This window comes from Azospirillum sp. A29 (assembly GCF_042604625.1).
Classification (GTDB): Bacteria; Pseudomonadota; Alphaproteobacteria; order Azospirillales; family Azospirillaceae; genus Azospirillum; species Azospirillum palustre.
Genome location: NZ_CP170466.1, coordinates 352576 through 378753 on the forward strand (window position 1 = coordinate 352576; position 26178 = coordinate 378753).

The 26178-nt window shown below is 64.9% G+C and carries 22 protein-coding genes; 14 read left to right on the forward strand and 8 right to left on the reverse strand.

Annotated features, from left to right (window positions below; genetic code table 11):
• Nucleotides 1–5: 5 nt before the first annotated feature.
• On the reverse strand, nucleotides 6–899 hold the full coding sequence (locus ABNQ38_RS16515; RefSeq protein WP_377809341.1) for a diacylglycerol/lipid kinase family protein: 894 nt from the start codon (nucleotides 897–899) through the stop codon (nucleotides 6–8).
• A 307-nt stretch (nucleotides 900–1206) separates the two neighbouring features.
• On the opposite strand from ABNQ38_RS16515, the gene ABNQ38_RS16520 reads away from it, so the two are divergent.
• The 7 genes from ABNQ38_RS16520 (at nucleotide 1207) to ABNQ38_RS16550 (ending at nucleotide 8896) form a co-directional block, all read left to right on the forward strand.
• The gene (locus ABNQ38_RS16520; RefSeq protein WP_377809342.1) at nucleotides 1207–2268 is read left to right on the forward strand and encodes an enoyl-CoA hydratase/isomerase family protein; all 1062 of its coding nucleotides are present in this window, start codon (nucleotides 1207–1209) and stop codon (nucleotides 2266–2268) included.
• Between the two features lie 257 nt (nucleotides 2269–2525).
• Nucleotides 2526–2999 carry a MarR family winged helix-turn-helix transcriptional regulator gene (locus ABNQ38_RS16525; protein WP_045580172.1) on the forward strand — a complete coding sequence of 158 codons (474 nt, stop codon included), beginning with the start codon at nucleotides 2526–2528 and terminating at the stop codon, nucleotides 2997–2999.
• Nucleotides 3000–3242: 243 nt separating this feature from the next.
• Nucleotides 3243–4535, forward strand: a complete 1293-nt coding sequence (locus ABNQ38_RS16530; protein ID WP_377809343.1) for a cation:proton antiporter — start codon at nucleotides 3243–3245, stop codon at nucleotides 4533–4535.
• A gap of 224 nt (nucleotides 4536–4759) precedes the next feature.
• Nucleotides 4760–5989 (forward strand): ABC transporter substrate-binding protein, encoded by a 1230-nt coding sequence (locus ABNQ38_RS16535; RefSeq protein WP_377809344.1) that lies wholly within the window; start codon nucleotides 4760–4762, stop codon nucleotides 5987–5989.
• Between the two features lie 119 nt (nucleotides 5990–6108).
• Nucleotides 6109–6996, forward strand: a complete 888-nt coding sequence (locus tag ABNQ38_RS16540; protein WP_109452701.1) for a branched-chain amino acid ABC transporter permease — start codon at nucleotides 6109–6111, stop codon at nucleotides 6994–6996.
• A gap of 4 nt (nucleotides 6997–7000) precedes the next feature.
• Nucleotides 7001–7996 (forward strand): branched-chain amino acid ABC transporter permease, encoded by a 996-nt coding sequence (locus tag ABNQ38_RS16545; RefSeq protein WP_377809345.1) that lies wholly within the window; start codon nucleotides 7001–7003, stop codon nucleotides 7994–7996.
• 237 nt (nucleotides 7997–8233) lie between these two features.
• On the forward strand, nucleotides 8234–8896 hold the full coding sequence (locus tag ABNQ38_RS16550) for a phasin family protein (protein WP_377809346.1): 663 nt from the start codon (nucleotides 8234–8236) through the stop codon (nucleotides 8894–8896).
• Between the two features lie 108 nt (nucleotides 8897–9004).
• On the opposite strand, the gene ABNQ38_RS16555 is transcribed toward ABNQ38_RS16550, so the two are convergent.
• Nucleotides 9005–9847, reverse strand: coding sequence for a 23S rRNA (adenine(2030)-N(6))-methyltransferase RlmJ (locus tag ABNQ38_RS16555; protein ID WP_377809347.1), 843 nt, complete (start codon nucleotides 9845–9847; stop codon nucleotides 9005–9007).
• A gap of 100 nt (nucleotides 9848–9947) precedes the next feature.
• A complete protein-coding gene (locus tag ABNQ38_RS16560) occupies nucleotides 9948–10559 on the reverse strand; it encodes a transglycosylase SLT domain-containing protein (RefSeq protein ID WP_246307317.1) in 612 nt (203 codons plus the stop codon).
• A gap of 720 nt (nucleotides 10560–11279) precedes the next feature.
• Between ABNQ38_RS16560 and ABNQ38_RS16565 the strand changes: the two genes are divergently transcribed.
• Nucleotides 11280–12572, forward strand: coding sequence for a tetratricopeptide repeat protein (locus ABNQ38_RS16565; protein WP_377810136.1), 1293 nt, complete (start codon nucleotides 11280–11282; stop codon nucleotides 12570–12572).
• Between the two features lie 45 nt (nucleotides 12573–12617).
• Here ABNQ38_RS16565 and ABNQ38_RS16570 read toward each other — a convergent pair whose 3' ends face one another.
• Together ABNQ38_RS16570 and ABNQ38_RS16575 are read right to left on the reverse strand one after the other, a co-directional pair.
• A complete protein-coding gene (locus ABNQ38_RS16570) occupies nucleotides 12618–14117 on the reverse strand; it encodes a hypothetical protein (protein ID WP_377809348.1) in 1500 nt (499 codons plus the stop codon).
• 107 nt (nucleotides 14118–14224) lie between these two features.
• Complete coding sequence (locus tag ABNQ38_RS16575; protein WP_377809349.1) at nucleotides 14225–14434, reverse strand: anti-sigma factor family protein; 210 nt, start codon at nucleotides 14432–14434, stop codon at nucleotides 14225–14227.
• 359 nt (nucleotides 14435–14793) lie between these two features.
• Between ABNQ38_RS16575 and ABNQ38_RS16580 the strand changes: the two genes are divergently transcribed.
• A complete protein-coding gene (locus ABNQ38_RS16580; RefSeq protein WP_377809350.1) occupies nucleotides 14794–15660 on the forward strand; it encodes an SDR family oxidoreductase in 867 nt (288 codons plus the stop codon).
• A 191-nt stretch (nucleotides 15661–15851) separates the two neighbouring features.
• On the opposite strand, the gene ABNQ38_RS16585 is transcribed toward ABNQ38_RS16580, so the two are convergent.
• Together ABNQ38_RS16585 and ABNQ38_RS16590 are read right to left on the reverse strand one after the other, a co-directional pair.
• A complete protein-coding gene (locus tag ABNQ38_RS16585) occupies nucleotides 15852–16325 on the reverse strand; it encodes a sigma-70 family RNA polymerase sigma factor (protein WP_042695558.1) in 474 nt (157 codons plus the stop codon).
• A gap of 478 nt (nucleotides 16326–16803) precedes the next feature.
• Nucleotides 16804–17328 (reverse strand): GNAT family N-acetyltransferase, encoded by a 525-nt coding sequence (locus tag ABNQ38_RS16590; RefSeq protein WP_377809351.1) that lies wholly within the window; start codon nucleotides 17326–17328, stop codon nucleotides 16804–16806.
• A 179-nt stretch (nucleotides 17329–17507) separates the two neighbouring features.
• Between ABNQ38_RS16590 and ABNQ38_RS16595 the strand changes: the two genes are divergently transcribed.
• From ABNQ38_RS16595 to ABNQ38_RS16615, 5 genes are all read left to right on the forward strand, one after another.
• Nucleotides 17508–20006: a glycogen/starch/alpha-glucan phosphorylase gene (locus tag ABNQ38_RS16595; RefSeq protein ID WP_377809352.1), complete on the forward strand. Its 2499-nt coding sequence runs from the start codon at nucleotides 17508–17510 to the stop codon at nucleotides 20004–20006.
• Between the two features lie 288 nt (nucleotides 20007–20294).
• Nucleotides 20295–21335, forward strand: coding sequence for an aspartate-semialdehyde dehydrogenase (locus ABNQ38_RS16600; protein WP_377809353.1), 1041 nt, complete (start codon nucleotides 20295–20297; stop codon nucleotides 21333–21335).
• Nucleotides 21336–21494: 159 nt separating this feature from the next.
• Nucleotides 21495–23102 carry a peptide chain release factor 3 gene (locus ABNQ38_RS16605; RefSeq protein ID WP_377809354.1) on the forward strand — a complete coding sequence of 536 codons (1608 nt, stop codon included), beginning with the start codon at nucleotides 21495–21497 and terminating at the stop codon, nucleotides 23100–23102.
• A gap of 194 nt (nucleotides 23103–23296) precedes the next feature.
• Complete coding sequence (locus ABNQ38_RS16610) at nucleotides 23297–24868, forward strand: ATP-binding protein (RefSeq protein WP_377809355.1); 1572 nt, start codon at nucleotides 23297–23299, stop codon at nucleotides 24866–24868.
• Nucleotides 24861–25241 (forward strand): response regulator, encoded by a 381-nt coding sequence (locus ABNQ38_RS16615; RefSeq protein WP_377809356.1) that lies wholly within the window; start codon nucleotides 24861–24863, stop codon nucleotides 25239–25241. The genes ABNQ38_RS16610 and ABNQ38_RS16615 overlap by 8 nt, the downstream gene beginning before the upstream one ends.
• Before the next feature lie 10 nt (nucleotides 25242–25251).
• Here the strand turns inward: ABNQ38_RS16615 and ABNQ38_RS16620 are convergent, their stop codons facing one another.
• Nucleotides 25252–26178, reverse strand: coding sequence for a transglutaminase N-terminal domain-containing protein (locus ABNQ38_RS16620; protein WP_377809357.1), 927 nt, complete (start codon nucleotides 26176–26178; stop codon nucleotides 25252–25254).

The following is a 26178-nucleotide window of genomic DNA, read 5'->3' on the forward strand; positions in this document are numbered from 1 at the left end:
TTCTCTCAGCCGGGCGCCAGAACCTTCAGGGCACCGGGAAGAATCCGATAATGCAGCGGGGCGTGCAGTTTCCGGATCTCGCCATCGTTGACCATCTTCAGGTGGTGCCTGCGGCTGTGGACCGTCAGGTTGGTCACCGCATAGGTCTCCAGCCCCTCGTCCTGCTTCCAAGAACCGGCAACCAGACGTCCCATCAACCGCAACATCGCAAAGGCGTTCCGTTCGCGGGCCACATAAACCCCGAGTTTCCCGGCATCGAGTGCCTGGCGGGAGAGGACGAGTCCGAACCCGTCGTCATAAACGTTGTTGGAGACCACCAGAATCGGTGTGCGCATCCGCCGCGGACCCTCGCCCCAGTCCAGCCGGACATCCAGCATCGGCAGCCGATACAGCGTTTTCGCCAAGGCCACGGCGGCACCGGGCCATTTCAGCAACCGGTGCTGCTTGCGCTGGCGTTCACGTTCCTGAACCACCTGCGGATAGAAGCCCAGAACCGAACTGTTGGTATAAGGCTCCCCGTTCACCTCAGCGATGTCTATGGCGCGGATCCGGCCCGCTGCCAGTGCCTCCGCGGCATTTTCCAGTTCCAGTGGAACATGAAGATCACGGGCTAACAGATTGAGAGTCCCTAACGGAATCACGCCCAGCGTCTTGCCTTTCGGGAGCGCCAGCTTCACCGCGCTGTGCAGCGTGCCGTCGCCGCCGCCGACCACAATGGCCTCGGCATCGGAGTCCAGCACCCGTTGGATCGTGTCGGTGCATTGCGCGCCGTCGACGGTGTGGAGGTCCACGGTCGCGCCGTGCCGTTCGAATGCTGTGCGGATCGCCGTCTCGGCGCGGTCGATGGGCCGATCGACCAGCGAACCCGCCTGCCGGTTCAGGACGATTCCGATCTTCATGGCGCACCCGGCAGGCTGTTGAGCGGCATTGGCATCTGACCTTCCCTGAGAAGTCGAATGGAGTCTCGTCTTCAGATGAGAGCGTGAGCGCAACGGTCCAAGAGGGGCGATGTTCCTGATTGGCCGTACCGGACCGTCACGGGCGAACATCCGGATCCGTATGGTGGGTTTGACAGCGCCGCCCGCTCCCGTATCATCGCTACCGGCCGATGCTGCCGTCCTGACGCGCAAAGGGATGCGCGGCGGGGATGGCGCAGGTGGCCCGTCACCGCCCGATTCGCAACGATAATTGAGAAAATACAAGACGATGAGCGACGCTGCTGAGATTCTGTTCGAACGTCGGGGCGCAATCGGCCTCGTCACGCTCAACCGGCCCAAGGCGCTGAACGCGCTGACGCTGGGCATGATCAGGCTGTTCGATCCGCAGCTGCGGGCCTGGAACGCCGATCCGGAGGTCAAGGCCGTCGTGATTCGCGGTGCCGGCGAAAAAGCATTCTGCGCCGGCGGCGACGTCGTCAGCCTGTATGAGGCTGGCAAGGCCGCCAAGGAGGGGCGTGGCGACACCGGACCGGTCCGTGCCTTCTTCAGCGAGGAATATGTGCTGAACCGGCTGATCAAGCGCCTGTCCAAGCCCTATGTCGCGCTGATCGATGGCATCTCCATGGGCGGCGGCGTCGGACTGTCGGTGCATGGCACCCACCGCATCGTCACCGAGCGCACCCTGTTCGCCATGCCGGAAACCGGTATCGGCCTCTATCCCGACGTCGGCGGCACCTATTTTCTGCCGCGCCTGCCGGGGCAGGTCGGCATCTGGCTGGGGCTGACCGGTGACCGGCTGAAGGCGGCCGATTTGCTTGCCATCGGTGCCGCCGACGCGTTCGTACCGAGCGCCAGGATCGACGCGCTGATCGACGATCTGGCTGCCGGCGTCCCGGCCGACGACGCCGTCGCCGCCCACCGAGGCGAGGCGGGCGAAGCGGCGGTGAGCAGCATCCGCGCGGCGGTCGACCGCTGCTACGCCTTCGACAGTGTCGAAGCCATCGTCAAGGCGCTGGAGGCAGAGGGAACCGAGTGGGCGGCCGGTCAGATCGCCATCCTGCGCCGGGTGTCGCCGACCAGCCTGAAGGTGACGCTGGCCGCCTTGCGCCGTGGCGCCAAGCTGGATTTCGAAGGCTGCATGGTGCAGGAGCTGCGCCTCAGCCTCGCCTGTCTGGCCGGCGACGATTTCTACGAGGGTATCCGCGCCGTCCTGGTCGACAAGGACAAGAACCCGAAATGGAAGCCGGCCGAGTTGACCGACGTCGGTCCGTCGGATGTCGAGCGGCACTTCGCCGAACCGGCCGGCGGCGATCTCGTATTCCGGGACTGACCATAGGCGATGCCGAGGGGATGAAGGTCACGCATCGATTGCGCGACCTTCCCCTTTTTGCTTATGCGGGACCTGCCGCCCGGCCGAAAGCCTTTCGCCGGGGGCACCGTGCGAAAGGGGCCTGTACAGACGGGTTGTGCCAGACTTTTTCTGGAATTATTAAGATGATTGCCGACGAATGATCGGTTAATCTCGCTTTAAGGTCCCGGTATCGTCCTTGCGCGGGGAACGGCCGGTTAGAGCCAAAGGAGACCGCGGTGCGCAAACCCTATTATGAGAGCATTCTGTTGATCGAGCGGCTTCACCGCCACTTTCTTGAAGTGCTCAAGACTGAGTTGGACCGGCTTGGCATCCAGGACATCAACAACGTCCAGAGCCTGATCCTGTACAACATCGGCGAAGACGAGATGACGGTCGGCGAACTGACCGCGCGCGGTTACTATCTGGGCTCCAACGTCTCCTATAACGTCAAGAAGATGGTCGAGAACGGCTATCTTGGCCAGGAACGCTCCCCGCACGACCGCCGTTCGGTTCGTGTCCGCCTGTCGGAGAAGGGCCTGGATCTGCGCGAGAAGATCAGCGTCATGTTCGAACGTCATCTGACCGCCCTGGAAAAGGCCGGCTTCAGCGACGAGGAACTGACCAAGGCCAACGAGACTCTGCGCAAGCTGGAACGTTTCTGGTCGGCCTCCCTCGACTACAGCGGTTTTCCGATGACTTCGGCGGCCTGACCGGCCGATTTTGCGACGGCCCCCGCGGTTCCGGCTCCCGCGGGCGGCATCGGGTTCACGCTTCCCATTCTTGCACCTTTTATGGGCGGGGAAGCACGACCGATTGAGCCGGCACCTTCGCCCTTTATTCCGCAAGTCTTCTTGCACCTGACCTGAACCCATTCGCGACTTCGTGCGTTGTCGTGGATTGGCCTTCGCGCGGCTGCATTGCCGTGCCTAAGCAATCAGGGCAATGGGCGGCGCATGTCTTATACAGTCATGATTGTGGGGCTGGGGTTCCTTATCCTGCTGGTGGCGTGGCTGCCGATGGTGCTGAAGGAACTGCCGCTGTCCCTGCCGATCATCTGTGTCGGCCTGGGCTTCGCGGTGTTCGGAACGCTGGAACTGGAAAACCCGGAGCCGCTTGCCTTTCCGGAAGCGACCGAGCGGCTGACCGAACTGATCGTCATCATTTCCCTGATGGGGGCGGGTCTGAAGCTGGACCGCCGCATCGGCTGGCGGCGCTGGATCATCACGTGGCGCCTGCTGGGCATCACCATGCCGTTGTCGATCCTCATGATCGCCCTGATCGGCTGGTACTGGCTCGATTTCCCTCTCCCGGCCTCGATCCTGCTGGGGGCGGCTCTGGCGCCCACCGATCCGGTCCTCGCCTCCGACATCCAGGTCGGCCCGCCGAAATCGGGGGAGGAGGACGAGATCCGGTTCAGCCTGACTTCCGAGGCCGGGCTGAATGACGGGCTGGCCTTTCCCTTCGTCCATCTCGCCATCGGGGTGGCGCTGCTCAACGGCAACCCGCCCTGGGACCTGCTGGAACATTGGGTGCTGCTGGACGTGGTCTGGAAGCTGATTGCCGGGGTCGGGGTCGGCTGGCTGGTGGGGCGTTTCCTCGGCTATGTCACGTTCCGTGTGCCGAACCGCGCCAACCTGTCGCGGACCGGCGACGGGTTCGTGTCGCTCGGCATCACGCTGATCGCCTATGGGCTGACTGAACTTGCCAGTGGATATGGATTCGTCGCCGTCTTCGTCGCCGCGCTCGCCCTGCGCGACGCGGAGCGTAACAGCGAATACCACGAGCGCCTGCACGACTTCGTCGAGCAGACCGAGCGGCTGATGATGATGATGATGCTCGTGCTGTTCGGTGGGACGATTGCGCATGGCCTGATCGACGCCCTGTCCTGGAGCGCCGTGGGTGCCGCGGTGGTCATCCTGCTTCTGGTGCGTCCGGTGGCGGGGGTGGTCGGGCTGACCGGCGTGGCGATGCCGGTCGGCGAGAAGCTGGCCATCGGCTTCTTCGGCATCCGCGGCATGGGCAGCATCTATTACATCGCCTATGCGCTGAACGCCGCGGAGTTCGACGTGCCGAATGCGCTGTGGGCGATCACCGGGTTGATCGTGCTGCTCTCGATTCTCGTTCACGGCACCACGGTGACGCCGATCATGCGGCGGATCGACCGGCGCCGGCAGGCCGTTGACCCGCCGCCGGACAGCTCCATACACCGCCGAATGGAAAAAGCAGGCGTTTCGGCAGACCCTTGATGAAAATTGTTTGTGAAGCTGAAATTCCGCTTTCCGTACAAGGCGATGCCCCTGCATAGTGGACGGGAAGGGACGGCGTGCACGGCCTGACGGTTTCCGATGAAACCAAATGAGCAGGCCGGTACGACCGTCCGGGACCCGCCGGACGAGCCGATCAGAACGATCCAATCCGGACGGGCGCCCGCACTATGCGCAACGCAACGCTGAGGGGGAGGAATTCACGCATGATCGCACGTCTTCTGGCCGGTGCCGCCCTTGCTGCCCTGACGATCGGTGTCATGTCCACCGGGCCTGCCAGGGCCCAGCAGGGCAAGCTGTCCGGCGACATGGTCAAGATCGGTGTGCTGAATGACCGTTCGGGCCTCTATGCCGACCTCGGCGGCGAGGGATCGGTCATCGCCTCCCGCATGGCGGCGGAGGAGTTCGGCAACAAGATTCTGGGCAAGCCCATCGAGATCATCTCCGCCGACCACCAGAACAAGCCGGACATCGGCGCCAACCTCGCGCGCCAATGGATCGACCAGGATGGCGTCGATGTGATCGTCGATGTGCCCAACTCCGGCGTGGCGCTGGCAGTACAGGAAGTGACCAAGGAGAAGAAGAAGATCTTCCTGATGGAAGGTCCGGCCACCTCGCGTCTGACCGGCGACGCCTGTTCCCCCACCGGCTTCCACTGGCCCTACGACACCCACGCGCTGGCCGTCGGCACCGGTCAGGCGATGGTGAAGGAGGGCGGCGACAGCTGGTTCTTCATCACCGCCGACTACGCCTTCGGCCATCAGCTGGAGGCCGACACCTCGGTCGAGGTGAAGAAGGCGGGCGGCAAGGTCGTCGGTTCGGTGAAGGCGCCGCTGAACTCCGCCGACTTCTCCTCCTTCCTGCTCCAGGCGCAGGCGTCGGGCGCCAAGATCGTCGGCCTCGCCAACGCCGGCGGCGACACCATCACCTCGATCAAGCAGGCATCGGAATTCGGTCTGACGCAGGGTGGCCAGCAGAAGCTCGCCGGTCTGCTGATCTTCCTGTCCGACGTGCATGCGCTGGGGCTTCAGGTCGCCCAGGATCTGGTGCTGACCACCGGCTTCTATTGGGACCGCGACGACGAATCGCGTGCCTGGTCCAAGAAGTTCTTCGACCGCTACGGCAAGATGCCGACGATGGTGCAGGCTGGCAGCTATTCCGCCGTCCGCCATTATCTGAAGGCCATCGAGGCTGCCGGGACCGACGATGGCCCGACCGTCGCCGCCAAGATGAAGGAGATGCCGGTCAACGACATGTTCGCCAAGAACGGCACCATCCTGCCGAACGGCCGCATGGTCCACGACATGTATCTGGCCCGCGTGAAGAAGCCGTCCGAATCGAAGGGCGCCTGGGACTATTACCAGATCCTGCGCACCATCCCCGGCAAGGAAGCCTTCGCAAGCTTCGAGGAGAGCGGCTGCAAGCTGCCGAAATGACGGTGCCGAAATGATGGCCGGCCGGCACAAGACATGACGTGACGGAGCGGCATCCCCGCCCTGGCGGTCCTTAGAGGGCCGGTTCGGCGGGGATGCCGTTGGAGAGGGTGACGCTCATGATGGGAACGATTTTCGGCATTCCGCCCCAGGCGCTGTTCGGCCAGCTTTTGCTGGGGTTGATCAACGGATCGTTTTACGCGCTGCTCAGCCTTGGGCTCGCGGTGATCTTCGGCATGCTGAACGTCATCAACTTCGCCCATGGCGCGCTCTACATGATGGGGGCCTTCGTCGCCTGGCTGCTGCTGACCCAGTTGGGCATCGGTTACTGGTGGGCGCTGCTGTTGGCGCCGCTGGTCGTCGGGCTGTTCGGGGTGGTGCTGGAAAAGACGCTGCTGTCGCGGCTCTACAAGCTGGACCATCTCTATGGCCTGCTGCTGACATTCGGGCTGGCGTTGATCGTGGAGGGCGCGTTCCGCCACCAGTATGGCGTCTCGGGGCAGCCTTACCCCATCCCCGACGCGCTGAAGGGCGGGCAGAATCTCGGCTTCATGTTCCTGCCCAACTATCGCGGCTGGGTGGTCGTCGCTTCCCTGATTGTCTGCATCAGCACCTGGATCGCCATCGAGAAGACGAAGCTGGGCGCCTATCTGCGCGCGGCGACGGAAAATCCGGTGCTGGTCCAGGCCTTCGGCATCAACGTCCCGCGGATGATCACGCTGACCTACGCCTTCGGCGTGGCGTTGGCCGGGCTTGCCGGCGTGCTGGCGGCACCGATCTACCAAGTGTCGCCGCTGATGGGATCGAACCTGATCATCGTGGTGTTCGCGGTGGTGGTGATCGGCGGCATGGGGTCGATCCTGGGCGCCGTACTGACCGGCTATGGGCTAGGCCTGCTGGAGGGGCTGACCAAGGTGTTCTACCCGGAGGCCTCCAACATCGTGGTCTTCGTCATCATGGCGGTGGTGCTGATGATCAAGCCAGCCGGCCTGTTCGGACGGGAGAGGTGAGCGCATGAGCCTTCATTCGCAAAGCAGCGGCCGGGCATCCGGGAAGGCCGTCCGGGCGCCGACGGCAGGGTCGACGCTGGCGCGGGTCGGCGCCCTTGCGGTGCTGGTAGCGCTGCTGGCGGTTCCCTTTCTGCTCTATCCCGTCTTCCTGATGAAGGTGCTGTGTTTCGCGCTGTTCGCCTGTGCCTTTAACCTGCTGATCGGCTTCGGCGGTCTGCTCAGCTTTGGCCACGCCGCCTTCTTCGGCAGCGCCGCCTATGTCACGGCCCATACGGTGAAGGTGTGGGGACTGTCGCCGGAACTGGGGATTCTGCTTGGCACCGCGGCCTCGGCATTCCTTGGCATCCTGTTCGGCAGCATCGCGATCCGTCGCCAGGGCATCTACTTCGCCATGATCACGCTGGCGCTGAGCCAGATGGTGTTCTTCCTGGCCCTGCAATTGCCTTTCACCCACGGTGAGGATGGCATCCAGGCGGTTCCGCGCGGCGTCCTGTTCGGCGTCTTCGACCTGAACAACCCGCTGGCGATGTACTATACGGTGCTGGGTGTTTTCCTGATCGGTTTTGCCATCATCTGGCGGACCGTGCATTCGCCTTTCGGGCAGGTGCTGAAGGCGATTCGTGAGAATGAACCGCGTGCCATTTCGCTGGGCTACCGCACCGAGCGTTACAAGCTGATGGCATTTGTCCTGTCGGCGGCGCTGGCCGGGCTGGCCGGCGGCACCAAGGCGATCGTGTTTCAATTGGCGACGCTGACCGACGTGACGTGGCAGATGTCGGGCGAGGTGGTGCTGATGACGCTGCTGGGCGGCATGGGCACGCTGACCGGGCCGGTGATCGGAGCCGCTCTGGTGGTGACCCTGGAGAATTATCTGGCGGCGACCAGCCTGCCGGTGCCGGTGGTGATCGGCTGTATCTTCGTCGCCTGCGTTCTGGTCTTCCGCCGCGGCATTGCCGGGGAGTTTCAGGCACGCTTTGGAAAGCGGAGCCGTTCGGTATAACGGCCATGATTAAGACTGATCAAATCAAGGAAGAACTGTTTCACACATAAGGCAGTTCGATTTCAAAATACCGCATACCTCGAAAGAAAGTATGCGACGCTATTATTTTGCGTCCTGGAACGTTCTGTTTGCCGGATGTTATAGGAGTGAACTCGTTCGGCGGTGCAGCATAAATGGCCGACGGGAAGTTTGGGAAGAAGCGTCCTCACGGACGAAAATATTCGAGGAGCATCCCGCATGGCTACGGACAACGACACCACGAACGGTCTGCGCGAGACGGCCAATCTGGCGAAGGGCACACTTGACGATCTGACGCGCGCCGGCGAGACCACCACCCGCCGCGCCGCCGACGCCGCGCGCTCGATCGGTGGAACCGCGGCGGAAACGGGAGCCCACGCTGCCGATGCCGGTCTGGGGGCCGGACAGAAGGCGATGGATGCCGGTGCCGACATGACCCGCCGCGGCGCGGAAGCCGCCAAGTCCGCTATGGGTTCCGCCACCGATGTCGCCGGCCGCACGACGGAGCAGTTTCAGCGCGTTCTGGGCCTGTCCAAGGAAGCCCAGGGCGAAGTCGCCAGCCAGACCCGCCAGACCATGGACGTTATGGTCCAGTGCAGCAGCGTGCTGGCCGACGGTCTTCAGAATGCCTGGCGTGAATGGATGGGGCTGGCCCAGGAGGTCGCCTCCCGCAACGCGGAGGGCGTGAACGCCTTGATGCGCAGCCGGAGCGTTCCCGACTTCTACGCGGCGCAGAGCCGCATGCTGAAGGACAACATGCAGCTGGTTCTCAGCCGCAGCGTCAAAATCTCTGAGCTGTCGGCAAGCACTGCCAACACCGCCATCGGCAAGCTGAACGCCCGCCTGGAAGGCGCGGCCCAGCAGGCGGAGCGCCGGTTCTGACCACCGCGCCGCCGATGACGGCACGTCATCGATAACGAACGGTCTCCATCCTGACTCAACCCCGGCCCGACAGGACCGGGGTTTTTTCTGCGCCTGAACTGGCTTTCCTTATGACGCCTCGGGCGTCAGCCAGCTGACCGCCGTGCCGCCGCCGGTCGAGGGCAGTGCATCGTGCAGGGCAGGAAGCATTGCCTTGAGCGTTACGTCCAGCTGCCAGGGCGGATTGACGATCAGCAGACCGGAGCCGTTCAGCCGAAGATGGGTGTCTTCGGGGTGCCAAGTCAGTTCGGCGATCAGCACTTTCGGGATACCGGTCTTTTCCACCGCCTCCTGGAACCGCCAGACAGCCGCACGTTCCTTAATCGGATACCACAGGGCGAAGATGCCGGTGGACCAGCGGCGGTGCGCCAGCGCCAGCCCCTCCGCCATGCGGGCGAACTCGTCCGGCTGCTCGAAGGGCGGATCGATCAGGACAAGCCCGCGCTTCTCCTTGGGCGGAAGATGGGCCTTCAGTGCTGTATAGGCGTCCGACTGATGGACGGCGATGGCGCGGTCGCCGGCGAACTCCGCTTTCAGGGTGTGGGCGTCGTCAGGATGCAGTTCCACCAGCACCATGCGGTCCTGCGGGCGCAGGGCCGCGCGGGCGACGCGGGGGGAACCCGGGTACCAGCGCAGGGACCCATCCGGGTTCAATGCCTGTACGGCGTCGAGATAGGGTGCCAGGGCAGGGTGCGCCAGGGGATGGCCGAACAGCCGGCCGATGCCCTCGTCGCTCTCCGCCGTCTTGCGGGCCGCTTCGGATGTCAGGTCGTAGCGGCCGATTCCGGCATGGGTGTCGAGCACGCAGAACGGCGCCGGCTTGGCGCGCAGATGATCCAGAATCAGCGCCAGTACGGCGTGCTTCATCACGTCGGCCGGGTTGCCGGCGTGGAAGATATGGCGGTAGTTCATGCGTCGGGGTTTACCCGATCCGACAGCGCCGCGCCAGCGCTGTCACAGCTGCCGTTACGCAGCACGGCTATCGGGTGGCCGGCTATCAGGTGGTCGGCTGTCAGTTGATGGCCGCGACCTGCTGGGCGTTGCGGAAGCTGCGGCGGGTGCGCGGGGCGACACTGACGGGATCGCTGTCTTCACAACGGGAGGAGGCCAGCAGCTTGGCGCTCTGCGTGTCCAGTTCGGACAGGCTCTGCCAGATCTTGCAGACATAGGCCTGGGCGCGGCGGCCCGAGCTGCCATTGTAGCGGGTCAGCGCGGTCTTCCAGTTGCCTTCCTCGCCGTGGAAGCGGACGAGAAGCTGACCGGCGTAAAACACGTTGTCGCGCGGCTCGACAATCTTCTCCAGCGGCTGGAACTCGCCCCGGTGAGTCGCGACCGAAAGCTGCATGCAGCCGACATAGGTGTTGCTGCGAAGTTGGCCGCGATGGTCGCGCAGATGGCGGGCAGCGTCGCTGACGTTGCGGGCGTAATAGGGGCGACCCTGGACGCTCATCGCGAACGGGTGGGGGGCGCCGTCCTGGCCGCTTTCCACAAGGGCGATGGCGACCAGCATGCCGGATGGGATGCCCAACTTCTGCTCGGCTTCCACTGCGTGGGTGACGCAGCTTTCCTTCGACTGAGGCGCGGTCTGGGCCTGGGCCGTGCCGGAAACGGTCAGGACAGCCATGGAAGCCGTCAGCAGTCCCGCAGCCAGTGCGAAGCGTCCACACCCTGTGGCGCCTACGCGCTGATTTCGTCCCCGCATCCCAAACCTCCTTCTGCTGTCGCCCCGTGTTCTACGGCGGCTGTTTGACCCCCCGCGCGGGGCCGTTGTTCCGGTCACCGAGTCGCTTACGGCGACCGCCTCCTACCCAGATGTTCAGCGCCTCCCAATCGGGCGCCGGGGCCACACTTCCAAAAATTTGATCCATCGTCAACCCGCTTGCACCCTGGTAATACCACAGCTTTCGTCCGGCGGATGTCACGCCGGGCCAGGAAACGGACGGCTTAGGCCCTTCGACATGGGCCATAAGCCATTGAATCGCCACATTTGCCGGCGATAACGATAGGGTTAGCCAAGCCGGCTGCACTATCCTTTTGAACAGGGTCCGCAAACAGGGCTACTGCGACCGCGTGTCGCCGGAATCACACTTCGGAAGGGTTTTCGCTCCCCCCTTGCGCAGCGCAGCATGTTGGGGCAGTAAACTCCGCCGCCTTATTTCCCGGGACTCGGATGCCTGGGGGTTGGCGGAGCCGCAACGTCGCCCGGGACGGCCCGATGGCGGGCGGAGGCGGGTTCTCCGGGCCGGCGGCATCTCCCTGGCCGAAGCCCGACACCAGAGGACATTCATCCGTGTCAGCGGAGCCCTCCTTCGGCGACGAGCCGCAAATCTACAATCTCGATCAAATGTTCCGGGTTGGATACGACCGGCTCTATGCCGGGGATCACGCCGGGGCCGGGCTCGCATTCCGTGCCGCCGTCATTGTCGATCCCGCCAACGGCGAAGCATGGTCCACGCTGGCCGAAGCCGAAGGCGCACAGGGTCCGGCGGGGCAGGCCGCCGCCTGTCTCCGGCACGCCGTCGCGCTCGAGCCGGGACACTGGGCATGGCGGTCGATGCTTGCCGATGCCCTGCGGCAGTGCGGCGAAATCGATGCTGCACATGCGCTTTTCCACGCTCTGGCGGCGGAGCGGAGCGATTCGGCGCAGGTTCGACTCGGGCTTGCCCGCTGTCTCGCTGCACTTGGCCGGTCCGATGAGGCGTTGGAGGAATTCCGGGAGGCAGTGGCTCTGCGCCCCAACGACCGCGATGCCGTGCTGGCATTGGCCGAAACACTGACCGCGTCGGGCGATGCGCTGGCGGCGGTCGAACTGCTTCAGCCGCTTGCCCGCCGGTACGAGGACGATTCGGCTGTCCATCATGCGCTGGGACGCAGTTGGCTTGCCCTTCGCGAACCGGTGAAGGCTCTGGCTGTGCTCCGTCACGCCCGGGACCTCGCGGAGGGGGATGAGGCGGCGGCCATCGAACGGTTGATCGCCGCCCTGGAAGCCGGGGAGGGGGCCGACCTGTCGGCCGCCTATATCCGTGCCCTGTTCGACCGTTATGCCGACCGCTTCGATCAGGATCTGGTCGGCAAGCTCGGCTATGCGGCGCCGGACCTGCTGCGCTCTGCGGTCGACCGGGTGATGCCCGCTGCCGTGGCTCTGCGGATTCTCGATCTTGGCTGTGGCACCGGGCTGGCGGGGGTGACCTTCAAACCGCTTGCCGCACATCTGGCCGGGGTCGATCTGTCGCCGAGGATGGTCGAGAAGGCGCGTCAACGCATGCTCTATGAAGAGTTGAGTGTCGGCGACGTGGTGGAGGCGATGGAGCGGACACCCGGCGGCTGGGACCTGTTGGTCGCCGCCGATGTCCTTGTCTATATCGGTGATCTCGTAGCCGTCTTCGCCGCGGCGGCCCGTGCTCTGGTGCCAGGAGGCCATTTCGCCGCGACCGTGGAGCGTCTGGCGGACGAAGCGGCAGTCGATCCCTTTGTCCTCGGTGCCACCCGGCGATATGCCCATGCCGAAGGCTATGTCCGGGAAACCGCGGGCATGGCCGGATTCACGATCCGCCTGATGGAGCCCTGTACGCCGCGCTGGGAGAAGGGCGTGCCGGTCCCCGGCCTGCTGTTCGTGGTGGAACGGGCGGCGCCATAAGAGAGGCGCCGCAGACCTCGACGCTCTCTTTGGCGGATTGCCCTTTCAGATGGCCTGGGTGTAACGACCGCCATCGCCGGGCAGGCACCAGCGGGCATGCAGTTGACCCTTTGCATCGAAGCTGCACGCGATCCATCCGGCCCCCCGCAGCAGGCGTCGCCCGTTTCCCGCAAAGGGCGGCATCTCGAACCGGTGGGCGGGCAGGGGATGATCGGGGCGGATTGCCAGCGGCTCCGCCAGCCGCGACAACCAGCCGGCCGGCCGGCCGGTCGCGGTGAAAGTGGGGGTATAGAGCTGCCACATCTCCAGCCCACCGCCGCGCAGCACTCCCCGCGCTCCCGCTCCGTCTGCCAAGCCTCGGGACGCGATGGTGATCCGGCAGCCGCTGCGCCGGGAAAAATCGCCCAGGGTGCGCAGCATCCTCTCCCAATCGGCATGGCGTCCGGCCGACGACAAACGGTCCCCCAGCCGGCCCCGCAGCCGGCCGTCCAGTCGGTTGCGCATCCGGGCCGGAATTGCGCTTCCCAGGCGGTCGAGCAAGGCGGCGGCCGGGGACAGGAGCGGCCCACCGCTGACCAGGATCAGATGCCGGCATCCGGCAAAGCGGTCGAGCCAATCGGACAGCAGGCTCCAGTCCCGTTCGGACAGCAGGCGCCGGCTGTTGCGGTCGGTCCAGAGATCGAGCGCAAGAAGTCCGGCTTCGCCCAGGACGAAGCCCTGCGCCAGCGTTCCGCAGGCGGACCCCCACAGGCAATCCGGCGGGGTGTCCGCCACCGACCCGGTCTGGAACAGCTGGACCTGACGCCTCACCGCCATCAGCAGCGGACGCAGGCTGCGCGACGTGGCGTCACCCTCCTCCCGGCTGCTCCAGGCGCCGGCCAGCAAACGGCCGAGATCGGCGCCGTCCCACATCATCACCGACGGGATGGAAGCCAGCGCCGAGGCCACGGCGGCACCGCTCCAAACCCGCAGCATCCGGTCGAAGCCGGCGGTCATCAGTTCCTCCGCCACGCCGGGCAGGGCGGGGCCGAGCCGCCGCGAGGCATCCGTCAGCAAGCCGCGGGCCTGGGCGGAGGCTGACATCACCGCGTCGCCATTGATCTGCCCGCCCGCCTGAACCAACAGGTGATAGCGGTCGGCGGCATGCCGGGAGATCAGGTCGGGCCAGAGAGCGGTCGGCGCAGCGGCGTCGGGACCGGCTTCTCCACTCATTCCGCTTCCGTAAAGAATAGCGAGGCGGGGAAATGAATGACGGCCCGGAACGATCACGTTCCAGCGGGGACCGTCAGGAAAGCCGTATGTGACATCGGTGTCGCGCATGCCGCGGGGAACGGCGAAGTCGAAGCGCCAGACTTGGCGGCGGCGCCAGACCATCAGGTGACGCGGCGGGACGGGCAGGGTGACGCCGTCCACCCGCAGATCGTCGGGCTCGACGTCCCCATCCAGAACGAACAGCGCCGATAGCCACCAGCGGTCGCGCTGCTCCCCGCGGAAGTACAGGATCGGGCCGAGCAGGATGCTCGGCTCCGCTCGTCTGGGTGCCATGCTTCATCCGTCCGAACCGGCCCTTCCCCCAAAGATGGGCCTGCCGCATGCAATAACGCAATGTGCGGCCGGACGGAGAGAAAATAACGCGGGCGCCCGGAGGACCGTCAGCCGTTCCGCTTGCGCAGCAGCTCCAGCATTCGGAGAGGCACCTCTTCGCTCAGGACCGGGTCGTAAAGGCGATGAAGCTCCTCGACATGCTGGCGATGCTGAGCGAGCAGCGCCTTTGCGTCGGGATCGCTCTCGACCACGCTCTCGAATTCGGCACGCTCCCGCTCGTCCAGGGCGCCGTCCAGATAGGCGTTTATATCGGTCATCGTTACACGCTTCATCTCTGTCGTTCCCGGATGGGTCGCCGGGGGTCTCCCCTGGGACACGATCAACCGTGACACGTCCGGTGGCTCTACCGCTGGCGGACGGCTCGGCCGAAAGGACACCTGGCCCATCTTATGGGCATGATCCTCGGCCATACCAGTCCGACAAACGGCGCGATCATTGCTCACTTTCGAGACGAGCAATCCGGCACTGCCATCCTCTTTCGCGTCGCCCGGCCAAGTAACAAGGCAATGTCGCCGATTGTTCCGGCGCTCTTCTGTGAGGAACGCCGTGCATTGGGGGTTGTTGTGAATGTGCAACTCATTTCATTCGCGCACGAATGGCTTGCCAACCAAGGAGAATGCCCATGGCTCAACAGGAAAGCAGGCAGCCGCCTCAGCATCAGGACACCCGGCCCGGCCATCAGGGTCCCATGGTACCGCAGCCGTCGGAAACCCGGCCCGGCTATCGCGGCAGTGGCAAGCTGCACGACAAGGTTGCGCTGATCACTGGCGGCGACAGCGGCATCGGCCGGGCCATCGCCGTGCTGTATGCGCGAGAGGGTGCGAAGGTCGGTATCCTGTACCTGAACGAGGATGACGACGCCCGCGAGACCCGCCGGCTGGTCGAAGCCGAAGGTCAACCCTGCACCATCCTGAGCGGCGATGTCGGCGACGAGGAGATTTGCCGCAAGGCCGTGGAGCAGCTCATCGGCGAGCATGGCCGCATCGACATCGTCATCAACAACGCGGCTGAACAGCATCCACAGAAATCGATTGAGGACATTACCGCCGAACAGTTGGAGCGCACCTTCCGCACCAACATCTTCGGCCAATTCCATATGGTGAAGGCCGCGCTGCCCCACATGCACGAGGGGGCTTGCATCATCAACACCACATCGGTCACCGCCTATAAGGGCAGTCCGGAATTGCTGGACTACTCCGCGACCAAGGGGGCCATCGTCGCTTTCACCCGGTCGCTGTCGATGTCGCTGGCCGACCGCGGCATCCGCGTCAATGCGGTGGCGCCCGGTCCGATCTGGACTCCACTGATCCCCTCCACCTTCGACGAGGAGAAGGTGGAGAAGTTCGGCAGCAACGTGCCGATGAAACGTGCCGGCCAACCCGACGAGGTGGCGCCGGCTTATGTGTTCCTGGCATCCGATGACTCTTCTTATATGTCCGGTCAGGTGCTGCACCCGAATGGCGGCACCGTGGTGAATGGCTGACGGACGACAGGCGGACGGCTCCGATGCCAGCGGCACCGGAGCCGTCCCCGGTTATCTCTTGCGCTGGGCGTCTTCCGGACCCGGCGTGGAAAGGCCCCACATAGCGCGAACGCCCCCCGCAGCGGACTGCGGAGGGCGCTCATGGCCGATTTGGCGTGGACGAAGCGTTGACGTGGAGGAATTCCGGTCGATCAGGCAGCCATCAGGTTGTTCAGCCGTTCCCGCGCCCGGCACAGGCGCGAGCGGATGGTGCCGATCGACACGTTCAGCGTTTCTGCCGCTTCCTGATAGGGTCGGCCTTCGATGGCGACCAGCTTGACGACCTTGCGCTGGCTGGGAGTGAGGGAGGAAAAGGCCCGGTCGACATCGCGGAAAACCAGTCGCGACATCTGCGCCGCATCGACCGACATGGCGCCGTCCCACAGTTCCACCTTCGTCACATGGCGGTCGCGCTGCAGGTTGTTGAAGTGCAGGTTCTTCAGCATGGTGGTCAGCCATGCCTGCATGTTGGTGCCGGGTTCGAAACGATGCTGGCGCGACAAGGCGCGGGCCAGGCAGTCCTGCAGCAGGTCCTCTGCGGCGTTGGCGTCACGGGTCAGCTTGCAGGCATAGCGCTGCAGGTTCGGCATGCAGCGGATCAGTTCGTTTTCGAACGAGTACGCCATGGTCTTTCCTTCCTCCACGGTCTGTGCACGTCTCCCGCCGGCCTGGTCGGTGGCGGCGCCCGTCGCGGTCAGGCGGGGCGCGGAGCGGGGACGGCGTTGGGCTTTCCGGTGCGCAAAGGCGGCGCCACCGGTTCGAAGGGCTGACAGTGCATTTTCGGTCTTGAGCGTTCAGGGCGTCCTGGAGGGCATCCTGGGGATAGTCTCCCGGGTGCCCATGGGCCGGCCCGTCATCTGACGCGGGTCGGCTGCGTCTGCGGGGTGTTGTGGAACGACCCGGTCGGCGGTGGCGTCATTGAGGCGGTCCCGTTGTTGCCCGTCGTTGATCGTGTCGGGAGCTAAACGCGCCGTGCGCCGGGGATGTTCCACCGCAGGATTCGGAAAGAGTGACATCAGTGGCAGAATCCGGCGATTCCGGTCCAGGCTCAGCTTGCCGGGCTTACCACCATCGAATGCGGCTGCCGGTGCGTACCTGCAACAGTCAGTGGCCGGGCCTCAGCAGTTTTTCCAGGCGCAGCGCCGCCATTCCGTCCTCGTAATAATCTGGATAGGTGGAGAAACAGCGATAGCCGGCGGCGGTGTAGAGGGCGATTGCCGCTGCATTGTCGGCCCGCACCTCCAGTCTCATGCCGCGGCAGCCATGGTCGGCGGCGGCTTTCTCCAGGGCGGCAAGCAGGCTGCGGCCGAGTCCCTGCCCACGTTTGTCCGGGGCCACGGCGAAGGAGGTCAGCCGGGCGAAGGGCGTCCCGGCATGGAATCCGACGACCCCATAGGCGCCGGGCTGATGGCAAGGCGGCCTTTCTTGCACCTTCGGTACTTGGCGGTATGCCACAAGCACCACACCTTTTGCTTGCCGGATCGCATAACGGAAGTTGCGTTGCGTCATCCGGTCGGTCGCGAAGCTCTGCTCCTCGATCGCCAGCAGCGCAGGAATATCGGCCGATTCGGCGTGGCGGATGCCGATGCATGCTGCATCGCAGTGGACAGGATTGGATTCGTGACGCATCGTTGATGGGAAATAGGGAAGGGGATGACAACCTACTCCCTTTTACCACAGCGAAACGACGGTAGGTTCCATCTGGGGAAAGCTTTGCTTAACCAACAGGGCAGACACTTCCCCAATATACGGAGCGCCGTCCTTCCAGCCGCCCGCTCCTATTGGCCTTTCACGCAGAAAGTCAGGACATGGACGCTCGGTTCAAATCTCGCGACATCGAACGCCGCAGCCTCGATGTCGATGGCCTCAAACGGTCGTTCCTGGAATGGCTGGTTTATTCGGTCGGCAAGGATGCACGCGCCGCCACGCGCCGCGACTGGTTCCACACCGTGGCGCTGGCCGTCCGCGACCGCGTCGTCGACCGTTGGATGGACACGACCCGCAGCTATTATCATGAAGACGCCAAGCGCGTTTATTACCTTTCCCTGGAGTTCCTGATCGGGCGCCTGCTGACCAATAGCCTGTCGAACCTGGGCATCGTGGACGAGTGCCGTCAGGCGCTCGACCGCCTCGGCCTGTCGATGGAGGATGTGGTCGACGCCGAGCCGGACGCGGCGCTCGGCAACGGCGGCCTCGGCCGTCTGGCCGCCTGTTTCCTCGACAGCATGGCCTCCCAGAATCTGCCCGGCTACGGCTATGGCATCCGCTACGAGTTTGGCCTGTTCGAGCAGCGCTTCGAGAACGGCTGGCAGGTCGAGTATCCCGAACAGTGGCTGCAATTCGGCAACCCGTGGGAATTCGCCCGTCCGGAGGTGCTGTATCCGGTCCAGTTCTACGGGCGCGTCGAAGAGTTCCGCGACAGCGTGGGCGAGCGCGCCTACCGCTGGGTCGATGCCGACCGCGTGCTGGCGATGGCCTATGACACGCCGGTCGTCGGATTCGGCGGCGAGACGATCAACACGCTGCGCCTGTGGTCGGCCCGCGCCACCCGCGACTTCAACTTCGGCCACTTTAACGACGGCGCCTATATGAAGGCGGTCGAGCAGAAGATCCTGTCCGAAAATCTCAGCCGCGTCCTCTATCCCAACGACGCGACGGAGACCGGCAAGGAGCTGCGGCTGAAGCAGGAGTATTTCTTCACCTCCGCCTCCTTGCAGGACATCCTGCGCCGCTACCTTCAGCATCACTCCACCTTCGAGAACCTGCCCAACAAGGCGGCGATCCAGCTGAACGACACCCACCCGGCCATCGGCATCGCCGAACTGATGCGCCTGCTGGTCGATCAGCATGCGCTGCGTTGGGACGACGCGTGGGAGATCACCCGCGCCACCTTCGCCTACACCAACCACACCCTGCTGCCCGAGGCGCTGGAAGCTTGGCCGGTGCGGATGATCGAGCGGGTGCTGCCGCGCCACATGCAGATCATCTACGAGATCAATGCCAAGTTCCTGAACCGCACCAAGGCGAAGGCGGCAGGGGACAATGCCAAGCTGTCGCGGCTGTCGCTGATCGACGAGCGCGGCGAGCGCCGCGTGCGCATGGGCAACCTCGCTTTCCTCGGTTCGCACAGGGTCAACGGCGTGTCGGCCCTGCACACCGACCTAATGAAGCAGACGGTGTTCGCCGACTTCCACGAGGAATTCCCGGACCGCATCAACAACAAGACCAACGGCATCACCCCGCGCCGCTGGCTGAAGCAGGCCAACCCGGCCCTGTCGGAGCTGATCACCACCCGCATCGGCGAGGGCTGGATCTCCGACCTGTCGCAGATCGCGGCGCTGCGCGAGAAGGCCGACGATGTGGTGTTCCGCGAGGAGTTCCGCCGGGCCAAGCGCAAGAACAAGAAGCGTCTGGCCGCCTACATCGCCCGCCAGACCGGCGAGGAGGTGCTGGTCGACAGCATTTTCGACGTGCAGGTCAAGCGCATGCACGAATACAAGCGCCAGCTGCTGAACGTGCTGCACACCATCGCGCTCTACAACGAGATGCGCGACAACCCGACGGTCAGCTGGGTCCCGGTGACCAAGGTGTTCGCCGGCAAGGCGGCGCCCTCCTATCACATGGCCAAGCTGATCATCAAACTGATCAACGACGTCGCCAAGGTGGTGAACCACGACCCGTCGGTGCACGACAACCTGAAGGTCGTGCTGCTGCCGAACTACAATGTGACCGCGGCGGAGATCATCATTCCGGCCGCCGATCTGTCGGAGCAGATCTCCACCGCCGGCATGGAGGCGTCGGGCACCGGCAACATGAAGCTGGCCCTGAACGGCGCGCTGACCATCGGCACGCTGGACGGCGCCAACGTCGAGATCCGCGAGCATGTGGGTGCGGACAACATCTTCATCTTCGGCATGACCGCGGATGAGGTGAACGACCTGCGCGCCAGCGGCGGTTTCAACCCGCGCGAGGTGATCGCGTCGAATCCCAGCCTGAAGCGGGCGCTCGACATGATCTCGACCGGCGCCTTCTCGCCGGACGACCGCAACCGCTACCACCCCATCGTCCAGGCGCTGACCGACGGTGGCGACCATTTCCTGGTGACGGCGGACTTCGCCGATTACTGCCGGGCGCAGGACGCCGCGATGCAGCTGTACCGCGACCCGGAGGAATGGACCCGCAAGGCCATCCTGAACACCGCCAACATGGGCTGGTTCTCGTCCGACCGTACGGTCAACGAGTATGCCGGCGAGATCTGGGACGTACACCCGGTCAAGCCGAGCCATGACGGCGAGGGGTTCCGGTAAAGCCGGTAATTTCTGAAAGGGCGAACGCGCAGGCGCTTTACAATGCCTGCGCGTTCGGATAAGAAAGGCGTCATGAACCGCAAGGCCATCACCATCACTACGACCAAAAAAGCGACTCGCTTCGGCGGGCAGCGTCGTGGTGCGTGCTGATCGGATCGACCAGCGTTTCTTCCACGAGGCAGGCCCCGCCGGACAACGGACGGGGCCTCGTCGTATCCGGGGTCCGCTGTCCGAACGACCGATAGGCCGGTCCGATCAACAGTGCGATAGACAGGACGGAACCTCGCCATGAGCAGCAGCAACGCCTCCGCTTCTTCCAAGTCCCTCCGCGTCGCCGTGGTCGGCGCCACCGGCGCCGTCGGCCGCGAGATGGTCAAGGTCCTTCACGACCGCAACTTCCCGGTCGCCGAACTCGGCCTGTTCGCCTCCGAGCGGTCCGCCGGCAAGGTTCAGGAGACCCCCTATGGCACCCTGACCCTGAAGGCCTTCGACGCCGCGGTGGTGAAGGGGTACGACGTTGTCCTGCTGGCGGTGTCGGGCGATTTCGCCAAGGCGCATGCCAAGGAACTGGCGTCGGCCGGCGCGCTGGTGATCGACAACAGCTCCGCCTTCCGCTACGACGCCGACATCCCGCTGATCGTTCCGGAAATCAACGCCCACGTCTTCCGCGAGGCGTACGCCGCCGGGTCGCGCCTGATCGCCAACCCGAACTGCACCACGGCCATCGCCGTCGTGGCGCTCGGTCCGCTGCACAAGGCCTTCGGCATAAAGCGCGCCATCGTTTCCACCTATCAGGCGACCAGCGGCGCCGGCGCCGAGGGCATGGCCGAGCTGGAAGAGCAGACGCGCAACCAGCTGGACGGCAAGCCGGTCACCAACAGCGTGTTCCGCCACCCGATCCCCTTCAACCTGATCCCCCAGATCGACGCCTTCCAGGAGAACGGCTACACGAAGGAGGAGATGAAGGTGACGTGGGAGACGCGGAAGATCATGGAGGTTCCGGATCTGCCGGTCAGCTGCACCGCCGTCCGCATCCCGACCTACCGCGCCCATTCCGAGGCCATCACGCTGGAGACCATCCAGCCGGTCACGCCCGACGCCGCCCGTGCCGTCCTGGCCGATGCCGCCGGCGTGAAGGTGGTGGACGATCCGGCCAACGGCGCCTACCCGATGCCGCTGAACGCCACCGGCCAGTATGACGTCGAGGTTGGCCGCATCCGCAACAACATCGTCTTCGGCGACCATGGCCTCGACCTGTTCGTCTGCGGCGACCAGTTGCTGAAGGGGGCTGCCCTGAACGCCGTGCAGATCGCCGAGCTGGCGCTGTAAGGCGTACGGCCAAGGCCGATCCCAGGGCCGATCCCAAGGCTCTGGAATCCCAGGGCCGGCACTGCTATGTAATGCGACGGGGGCCGACGGGCGTGTTTCGCCTGTCGGCCCTTTCGCCGTTCGTACCGTATAACGCCTTCAAGTCACGGGATTCTGCGCATGTCCGAACTTCAGGACGCCGTCTCCCGCCGTCGGACCTTCGCCATCATCGCGCACCCCGACGCCGGTAAGACCACGCTCACGGAAAAGCTGCTGCTGTTCGGCGGTGCCATCCAGATGGCCGGTGCCGTCAAGGCGCGCGGCGAGCAGCGGCGCGCCAAGTCGGACTGGATGAAGGTGGAGCGCGAGCGCGGCATCTCGGTGACCGCCTCCGTCATGACATTCGATTTCGACGGGCGTACCTTCAACCTGCTCGACACGCCGGGCCACGAGGATTTCTCGGAGGACACCTACCGCACGCTGACCGCGGTCGACAGCGCGGTGATGGTGATCGACGGCGCGAAGGGCATCGAGGCACAGACGCTGAAGCTGTTCGAGGTCTGCCGTCTGCGCGACGTGCCGATCATCACCTTCTGCAACAAAATGGACCGCGAGGCGCGCGATCCCTTCGACCTGATCTCGGAGATCGAGAGCGCACTGGCGCTGGAGGTCACGCCGGCCAGCTGGCCCATCGGCATGGGTCGCGACTTCCTGGGCTGCTACGACCTAATCCGCGACCGGCTGATCCTAATGGACCGCAGCAAGGGCGACGAGATCGACGACGGCATCGAATGCAACGGCCTGGACGATCCCCGTCTGGACGAGCTGCTTCCCGCCCACGCCGTCGCCAAGCTGCGCGAAGAGGTGGAGATGGCGCGCGGCCTGATGCCGGCCTTCGATCTGGAGGCCTATCGCGCCGGCCATCTGACCCCGATCTATTTTGGCTCCGCCATCAACAATTTCGGCGTGCGCGAGCTGCTGTCCGGTCTGGCGGAGAACGCCCCGCCGCCGCGCCCGCAGCCGGCCGATCCGCGCACCGTCGAACCGGACGAGGAGAAGGTCACCGGCTTCGTGTTCAAGGTCCAGGCCAACATGGACCCGAACCACCGCGACCGCATCGCCTTCGTCCGTCTCTGCTCCGGCCGGTACAAGCGCGGCGCCAAGCTGAAGCACATCCGCTCCGGCAAGTTGATGGCGGTGAACAACGCCGTGCTGTTCCTCGCCCGCGACCGTGAGGTGGCGGAAGAGGCGTGGCCGGGCGACATCATGGGCATCCCCAACCATGGCAGTCTGCGCATCGGCGACACGCTGACGGAGGGCGAGGATCTGCGCTTCACCGGCGTGCCGAGCTTCGCGCCGGAGCTGCTGCAGCGCGTGCGCCCCGACGACCCGATGCGGGTCAAGCATCTGCGCAAGGCGCTGGAGCATTTCGCCGAAGAGGGCGCTTCGCAGGTGTTCAAGCCGTTGACCGGCGCCGACTGGGTCGTCGGTGTCGTCGGCCAGCTGCAGTTCGAGGTTCTGGCCTCGCGCATCGAGGCGGAATACGGCATCGCCGCCCGATTCGAGGGAGCCGGGCTGGACGCCGCCCGCTGGGTCGAGACCGACGACAAGGTTCAGCTGGAAAAGTTCATCGAGCTGAACCGCTCGGCGCTGGCCGAGGACCATGACGGCGCGCTGGTGTTCCTCGCCCGCAACGCCTGGCACCTGAACCGCGCGCAGGAGGATTTCCCGGCGCTGCGCTTCCTGAAGACACGCGAGCAGAACCGCAAGGTCCACACCGCCGCGTGACGCAAACGCCCGCTCACGTGGCCGTTGCCATGGAGCGGGCGTCCTTTCAGTAGAGAAACCTCACGGACCTGCTCTAACGGATTGACGGCTTGACGGAGTCGGTCCGGTGGCGGAACGTGTGCCGATGTGTCAGATGGTTTCGACACATAATCAACGTCCTCCGTCGGACGGGCACGGTTGGAAAAGAGGCGGACATGGCGGTGGGATTGGAAGAGCTTCTGGACACCGGCGGTTTCGTGCCCCATGGGGTCTGCCTGCTCTGGCGCCCCGACATCCTGATGCTGCATGTCGCGTCGGACGTGCTGATCGGCCTGTCCTATTTCTCGATCCCGGTGGCCCTGATCTATTTCGTGATCCGCCGCCGCGACGTGGCCTTCGGCTGGATGGCGCTGCTGTTCGCGCTTTTCATCATCGCCTGCGGCACCACCCATTTCCTGTCGGTCTGGACCTTGTGGACTCCCGACTATGTGCTCGAAGGCTTGGTGAAGCTGATCACCGCCTTCACCTCGCTGGCGACGGCGGCGGCGCTCTGGTGGTTGATGCCGCGCCTGCTGGCCCTGCCCAGCCCGCGGGAACTCGAGGCGAGCAACCGCGCCCTGGAGCTGGAGGTGGCGACCCGGCGTGAGATGGAAACCCGCTATTCTAGCTTCTTCAACAACCTCGGCGAGGCGCTGTTCATCGTCCAGGTTCTTCCCGACGGTGACTTCGCCTATGGGGCGATCAACCCGGCACTGGCACGGATCGGCGGCCTGGACCCCGATCAGTTGCGTGACCGCCGTGTCCGCGATGCAGTAAATCCGGAACTGGCCGATCTGGTCATCCCCCGCTACACCGCCTGCCGCGATAGCGGCAAAACCATCGATTACGAAGAGACGCTGGACATGCCGGCCGGCCAACGTGTCTTCCACACCATGTTGGTGCCGGTCAAGGATGCCGCCGGCCGGGTTGTCCAAATCCTCGGCAGCGGCCGCGACGTGACCGAACGCAAGCGCTTGCAGGAGGAGGTGATCCAAACCTCCAAACTGGCGACGCTCGGCACGCTGGCTGCGGGCATGGCGCACGAGATGAGCCAGCCGCTGAACGTCATCCGGCTGTGGACGGAAAACACCCTCACTCGCCTCCAAGACAATCTGCTCGAACCCGCCCGTGCGGAGAAGGCGTTGAAGCTGGTGATCGAGCAGACCGAGCGCATGGGCAAGCTGATCGACCATGTCCGGATGTTCGGGCGGCGGGATGGCGGCGGCATGCGGACCTTCCATCCCGCCGATTGCGTTCAGAGCGCGGTCGAGCTTGTCCGCCATCAATATCGACAGGAAGACATCGAGATCGTCGAGAAAGGCTGGTCGGCGCAACTGGCGGTATTCGGACGGCCACTTGAATTGGAGCAGGTGATCCTCAACCTCTTTTCGAACGCGCGCGATGCGATCATCGCGCTTCGTGCAACGGGTGGGGCGGCGGGACGCATCATGGTGGCGGTCGGCGACGATCCCGACGGGTATAGCGTGGTCATCCAGGTGACCGATGATGGTGGCGGGATCGATCCCTCGGTGCTGCCACAGATATTCGATCCCTTCTTCACCACCAAGGAGGTCGGCAAGGGATCCGGCCTTGGGCTGTCGATCGGCTATGGAATCATCGACGGCATGGGTGGACGGATCGAAGCGCGCAACGTCGATCTGGAGGGTGGAGGCCGCGGCGTCCGCTTCACCATCACGCTGCCGAGCCAGCCGGTCTCCTCAGTCGACAGGGAGTTCTCGCATGCCTGATCGGTTTCATATCCTGATCGCGGAGGACGAGGTGCTGGCGGCCATGGCGCTGGAGGACTTCCTGTCCTTCAAAGGCTTCCGGGTGACCGTCGCCGCCAATGGGGTGGAAGCGCTGGAGCGCTATGCCACCGAGCAAATTCACGCGCTGGTGACCGACCTGCGCATGCCGCGCATGGATGGCGAGACGCTGATCCGGGAAATCCGTGAACGCGACGCCTTCCTGCCGGTGGTGGTGATGACCGGTTACCTGACGGAGGACAGCGACCTGAAGCAGGAGCGCTGGAAGCCGCTGGAGATCTTCAGCAAGCCGGTAAACCCGCGCACCATCTGCAACACGCTGCACCGTATGCTGGGCATACCGCCGGAAGCCTGAGGTTTCCCCCTCAATCCTCCAGCGGCTCGACGTCCACGCTGACGGTCAGGCCATGCCCGGCTCCGCCCAGCAGGACGCCGCGGGCCGGGCTGACGTCGTCGTAATCGCGTCCCCAGGCCATCGTGATGAAGTCTCGGTTGGCGATGCAGGCGTTGGTCGGGCAGATGTCGAGCCAGCCGGCGGTCGCCCCGCACCAGACCGAGGCCCAGGCATGACTGACGTCAGCACCCACCAGCCGCGGCTGACCGGGCGGGGGCAGGGTGCGCAGATAGCCCGAGACATAGCGTGCCGGCAGTCCGATGGCGCGGGCGCAGCCGACGGCGATATGGGCAAAGTCCTGGCAGACGCCTCGGCGGTTGCGCATCACCGACGCCAGCGGAGTCGCGACCGTGGTGGCCGTGGGATCGAAGGCGAACTCGTGGTTGATGCGGTTCATCAGGTCGATGGCCGCCGCGACCGCCGGACGGCCCGGCGTGAAGCTTACCCGGACATAGTCCAGCAGTTCTGGACTGGAGGCGACCAGCGCGCTGTCGAAGCAGTATTGCGTGATCTCCGCACCGTCGTCCGGCCCGGTCAGGCCGCGCAGGCTGTCGCGCACATGCTCCCACGCTGACGAATCGTCGGGCACCAGTGCTGGCGGATCGAACACTTCTACCTCGCTTTCGGCGATGACGGAGAAAGTCCGGTGCGGCTCCTGCACGGCGACGTAGGTGACGGTGTTGCCGAAATAATCCACCCGCTCCGTCCGCACAGCCGGGACCGGGTCGATGGTCAGCAGGCTGCGCCGGATGCGCTGGCGCGGATGCGGCCGGGCGGTCAGGTGCAGCAGATGATGGGAGATCGGCACATCCTCGCCGTAGTCGTACTCAGTGGCGTGGCGCAGGCGATAGCGGGCGGAAAGATCGCCGCTGGCGGGAGCGGAGGGCGGAGGCGTCAT